This is a genomic window from Nostocoides australiense Ben110 (assembly GCF_001050535.1).
GTDB classification, from domain to species: domain Bacteria; phylum Actinomycetota; class Actinomycetes; order Actinomycetales; family Dermatophilaceae; genus Nostocoides_A; species Nostocoides_A australiense.
The window spans coordinates 2355736-2360526 of sequence record NZ_HG764815.1; the positions used below are offsets into that span (position 1 = coordinate 2355736).

A 4791-nucleotide genomic window follows, 5' to 3' on the forward strand; every position below is an offset into this window, starting at 1 on the left:
CAGCAGCACGATCGCGACCCGGGTCAACGCGCTCAGCGCCACCCTGCCCACCGAGGCGGTGCTGCTCAGCCGGGCGATCACCGACACCGCCCCGAGCGCTGGCGACGATCTGAATCCGACGCTGGCCGACCTTCTGGAACGTTATCTACCGGAGAGCATTTCGGCATATGAGGTGTCCACGCGCCGGGGCCGAAACGACTCGGCCGAGCAGTTGCTGATGACCCAGTTGCGGCTGCTGCACACCGTCGCCCTCAATATCGACGAGGCCGAGACCGCGCACAACGAACGCGATCTGCAGATCCAGGACCGCTTCCTGCGCGAGCGGTTCGCCAACCTGACGCCGGGCGACCTCGACCTGACCGAGCGACCCGTGACCGCGGCGACCGTGCGCAGCATCGACGCGCCGGCCCGCGGGCGCAACAAGACGGCCACGCCTGACGCCCGCGCCTTCCTGGACCCGGAACGGCAACCGGTCGTCCTGTTCAAGCGAGCGACCGGCGGTGCCTGGGATCTGACGCTGCGCCTGGCGCTGCCCAAGGGGCAGGCGACCATCCTCGGCGTCGTTCAAGAGACGACCGCGGGAGCGACGAACTTCGTCCACCGGGGCAACCGCCGCCTCCTCGGCGCGCGCCGGCCCACCGGCTTCAAGGCCCCTCAGGTCGACCTGACACTGCAGGTGAAATTGTTGTCCCCCAAGCGGTTCTTCATCTACGCCGAGAGCGCCGCCGGCAAGGACCTCACCGACACCGTCCTCTTCTTCCGCACCGACAACGGCAGTCAGGCCGAGCTGCCGACCGCCTTGACCAACCATGCCCGCGCCCCGCTGACCGTCATCGCGTCCGCATACGACACCCCCGGCGGCCTAGTGCTGCGCAACGAGTCGGTCCTCTTCCCCGACCTGCGCAGCGCCTGCACCGGATTCGGCTACGGCAATATCACCTGGCTCGACCGGCATACCCCGATCGTCTAGGTCCGCCCTAGAAGGCTCGACCGGCATAACCCCATCATCTAGGTCCGCCCTAGAAGTAGCGCAGCGTCACATACGGGACCGTGCACAGGATCGTCACTGCCGTGACGATCAGGCCATATTTCGTGAACTCCCAGAACGAGATCGGGTGACCGTTGCGTTTCGCGATGCCACAGACGACGACATTGGCACTGGCCCCGATCGCGGTCGCATTGCCACCGAGATCGGCGCCGAGAGCCAACGCCCACCACAGTGAGGCCTCCTCGGGTGGCAGACCGGCGGCCGGGCCGACGAGACCATGCACCAATGGCGACATCGTCGCGACATAGGGGATATTGTCGACGATCCCCGACAGCACGGCCGAACCGACCAGGATGCCTTGGGCCGCAACGTGATAGTTGCCGTCGATGAGGCTGGTCACGCTGCGCGCCAGCTGCTCGATCACGCCCTGGTGGACCAGGGAGCCGACCATGACGAACAGGCCCGCGAAGAAGAGCAGCGTCTCCCACTCGACGTCCTCGAGATAGGTGTCGGGCTCGAGCCGGGAGACGAGGATCGCGGCACCGGCGCCCAGCAGGGCGATGACGGAGGGCTCGATATGCGTCACGGCGTGGGTGACGAAGCCGAGCAGCACCAGCGCGAGAATGAGCGACATCCGGCGCAACAACGCGGCATTGGTGATCGTCTCGCGCGGCGTCAGCGCCATGACTGCCGAGGACCGCTCGGGGTCATGGGCCAGACGCCGGCCCCACAGCAGCCAGGCCAGGCCGATGAAGACGGCCAGCAGCACGACGACGATCGGCGCGAGATTGACGACGAAGTCGTTGAAGGACAATCCGGCCCGGCTGGCGATGATGATGTTCGGAGGATCGCCGATGAGCGTCGCGGTGCCGCCGATATTGCTCGCCATCGCCTCGGCGAGCAGGAACGGCACCGGCGGCAGGGCCATCCGGTCACACAGCAGGAGAGTGACCGGCGCGACGAGCAGCACCGTCGTCACATTGTCGAGCAGGGCCGACGCGACGGCCGTGATGAGGATGAGCATCACCATCATCCGGAAGGGCCGCGCCTGGGCGCGCTGCGCCGACCAGATCGCGAGGAACTCGAAAACCCCTGTCTCCTTGAGGATTCCGACGATGATCATCATGCCGAACAGCAGGAAGATCACGTTCCAGTCGATGCCCGTCTCCTCGGAGAAGAACATCGCGTGGCCGCGCGTCGCCCCGATGGCCACCATCGCCGCCGCGCCCCCGAGCGCGACGGCGGCGCGGTTGAGCTTCTCGGTCGCGATCAGGATGTAGGCGCTGGCGAAGACCGCCACCGCCAGCCAGGCAGCAAGCGTCACCGGGCGTCCTCACCTGCGCCGCGAGCGGTGTCCCCGCCGGCTTCGCTGAGGTAGCCGGACCGCCCCCGATCGATGATGTCCTTGTCGAGACGGCGGCGGATCAGGTCGCTGTCCTGGCCCGCGGCCTGGGCGATGGCGGCGAGCACGCGGGACATCGTCACGACTCCGTGGAATCTAGCCTGATCGGCCACGACGATGAGTGGATAGTGCAACTCGCTCATGGCGGAGACGATCTCGACCACCGTGGCGTCAGGTTCGACTCGCGGCAGCTGTGCCGGCGTCAGCCGTTTGGCGTCGATCAGGTCGCCAATGGTGACGGTCGTCAGCTTCGCGCAGAGGTCGTCGGCAGCCTGTTCGTCATAGGCGTGCGCGAGGTGGGGGTCGTCGCGGACATACTGCGGCAGCACCACCGAGAGCAGCTGGCTGCCGGGGATGACCGCGATCGGCACCCCGGAATCATCGGCAACGACCAGCCCGTTGAGCCGGAACTCAGCGACGATCCGGGCAGCCTCGGCACCGGTGGTCTCCTTGTGGACGGTCGGCACCTGCTCGGCAAGGTCGATGGCGCGCATACCCTCTACCCTGCCAGGCCGCGGGGCTATTTGGTGACGGGTAGGGCAGCGACCAGGTCGGCGACGAGCGCGTCGGCGCGCAGATCGGCCGGCTCGACCTGCGGGCTGAACCCGAGGCGGACGACGACGAGGTCGGCTGACGGCACGACATACAGCCGTTGCCCGTCGTGCCCCTGCGCCCAATACGCTTCTCGCGGAAGGATTTCGGAGATGCGCTTGCCCGCGGCGTCCTTGTTGGTCCACCAGCTCGCGGCATACCCTGGCTCTTCGGTCTTGTCGACCTTGACGACCTCGGTGGACTGGGCCATCCAGTCCTCGGGCAGCAGCTGTTGGTCGGCCCACTGCCCGCCCTGCAGGGCGAACTGGCCGATCGTCAGCCAGTCGCGTGGCGTGGCCCAGAGATAGGAACTGCATACCGGCGTCCCCGACGCGTCCGGCTCCCAGACGGCTGAGGAGAGACCGAGCTTGGCGAACAGTTCCTGCCGGGGCAGGTCGGCGCCGACCTCGGTGCGCTCGTGCAGGACCGAGCAGATGATGTTGGTGCTGCCGCTGGAGTATTGCTGATAGGTGCCGGGCTTGTGCGCCATGTCGAGGCCGGCCGCGTAGGCGCCCATGTCCTCTTCCCGATAGAGCATCGTCGTCACCGGCGTTGCGAGAGCGTAGGTCTCGTCCCACGACAGCCCGCTGCTCATCCGCATCAGCTGATCGATGGTGATCTTGGCCTTGTCGCCCTTCCAGTCCTTGCGCAGTTTTGCGTCGTCGACGGTGAGGACCTCGTCGAGGACCAGCCGGCCGACGAGCAGGTTGGCGACGCTCTTCGACATCGACCAGCCCAGCTGCGGCGTGGAGGGACCGAACCCGTCGGCATACCGCTCCCCGACGATCTTGCCGTGCTGGGCGACAACGACCGCTCGGGTCCCGAGAGCGGCCCGCTGATCCTGCGGCAGGTCGTCGCCGAAAGCATTGGCGAGGGCCTGGGTCACGGCCTTGCGGGGGGTCGGCGTCGGGGCGCCCGAGAAGGGGTTGTCCTTGACGCCGACCGCCGTCGCCGTCCCGAGATCGGGCGCCTCATCCGCGAGCGTGCATCCGTATCCCTTTGTGTACCAAGCCTTTTGGATCGCCAGGCGCCCCCACAGCGACCCTGTCGTGCGGGCGCCGTCGGTCGAATCGCGCAGATAGGGCACGAGCGGATTGGGCGGCAGGTCCGCCGTCGGGTCGTCGCGGCCGGCGATCTGACGCACCGCGCACGCGTTGTGTGCGGCATACCCGGTGCCGGTCAGCAGCAGTGGCCGCTCGTACCAGTAGCCACCGATGACGGCGACCACGGCCAGGACGAGGACGCCGAGCACGATCCGGCGGATCGTGCGACCCCGTCTGCTCATGCGGCGAAACTTAGTGCATGGAGGTGGCGCGCGGAATGTCCCCGCGCCGCCACGACGCGACGACTTTCGTTACCCCAGCCGCAGGCGCTTGACCTGCTCCCAGAAGCGGTCGCGCATGACATGCCGCGAGGCGTCGTTGATGTCGTATTCGCCGGTGCGGCTGGACAGGTCGAGCAGCAGGGTGCGGTCGAGGTCGCCGGGGATGAACGGTTCGCTCTTGCGCAACTCGATGAGCATCTCCGGCGTTGCCGACAACACCCAGGTCGCGATGACCTGGCGCACGACGGCGTCGATGGCTTCGATGTCGACGAGGCCGATGTCCTCCCCGCGGCTCGCCCCGCCGGTGCTCGTCGTCCACATCGGCGGCGCGGCCTTCGGGGGCAGGATCGTCGAGGGTCGCTTGCCGGCGAGGACCGAGGGCTTCGGTGCCGCGGTATGCGGTGGGGCCGGGGCCTCCGCGTCGATCCCGGGGTCCGCGTCGGCCCCGGTGTCCGGGCCGGGCCGGGACGGCACAGCGGCGGGGGT

The 4791-nt window shown here is 68.0% G+C and carries 5 protein-coding genes; 1 reads left to right on the forward strand and 4 read right to left on the reverse strand.

Going from position 1 to position 4791, the window contains the following annotated elements:
- Positions 1-970, forward strand: a 970-nt coding sequence (locus BN11_RS11310; RefSeq protein WP_048697725.1) for a hypothetical protein, incomplete at its 5' end; no start/stop codon positions are given.
- Positions 971-1019: 49 nt separating this feature from the next.
- Here the strand turns inward: BN11_RS11310 and BN11_RS11315 are convergent.
- From BN11_RS11315 to BN11_RS11330, 4 genes are all read right to left on the reverse strand, one after another.
- Positions 1020-2312 (reverse strand): ArsB/NhaD family transporter, encoded by a 1293-nt coding sequence (locus BN11_RS11315; protein ID WP_048697728.1) that lies wholly within the window; start codon positions 2310-2312, stop codon positions 1020-1022.
- Complete coding sequence (locus BN11_RS11320; protein WP_048697732.1) at positions 2309-2884, reverse strand: CBS domain-containing protein; 576 nt, start codon at positions 2882-2884, stop codon at positions 2309-2311. The genes BN11_RS11315 and BN11_RS11320 overlap by 4 nt, the downstream gene beginning before the upstream one ends.
- A 26-nt stretch (positions 2885-2910) precedes the next feature.
- Entirely contained in the window at positions 2911-4266 is a 1356-nt protein-coding gene (locus BN11_RS11325) for a serine hydrolase domain-containing protein (protein ID WP_048697736.1), read from the reverse strand.
- A 69-nt stretch (positions 4267-4335) separates the two neighbouring features.
- Positions 4336-4791 (reverse strand): hypothetical protein (locus BN11_RS11330; RefSeq protein ID WP_048697739.1); only part of this gene is annotated, 456 nt, incomplete at its 5' end.

Excerpts from the sequence above, each read along its gene's own strand:
- BN11_RS11320 (WP_048697732.1), bottom strand. The coding sequence starts at position 2,884 with ATGCGCGCCATCGACCTTGCCGAGCAGGTGCCGACCGTCCACAAGGAG.
- BN11_RS11325 (WP_048697736.1), bottom strand. The coding sequence starts at position 4,266 with ATGAGCAGACGGGGTCGCACGATCCGCCGGATCGTGCTCGGCGTCCTC.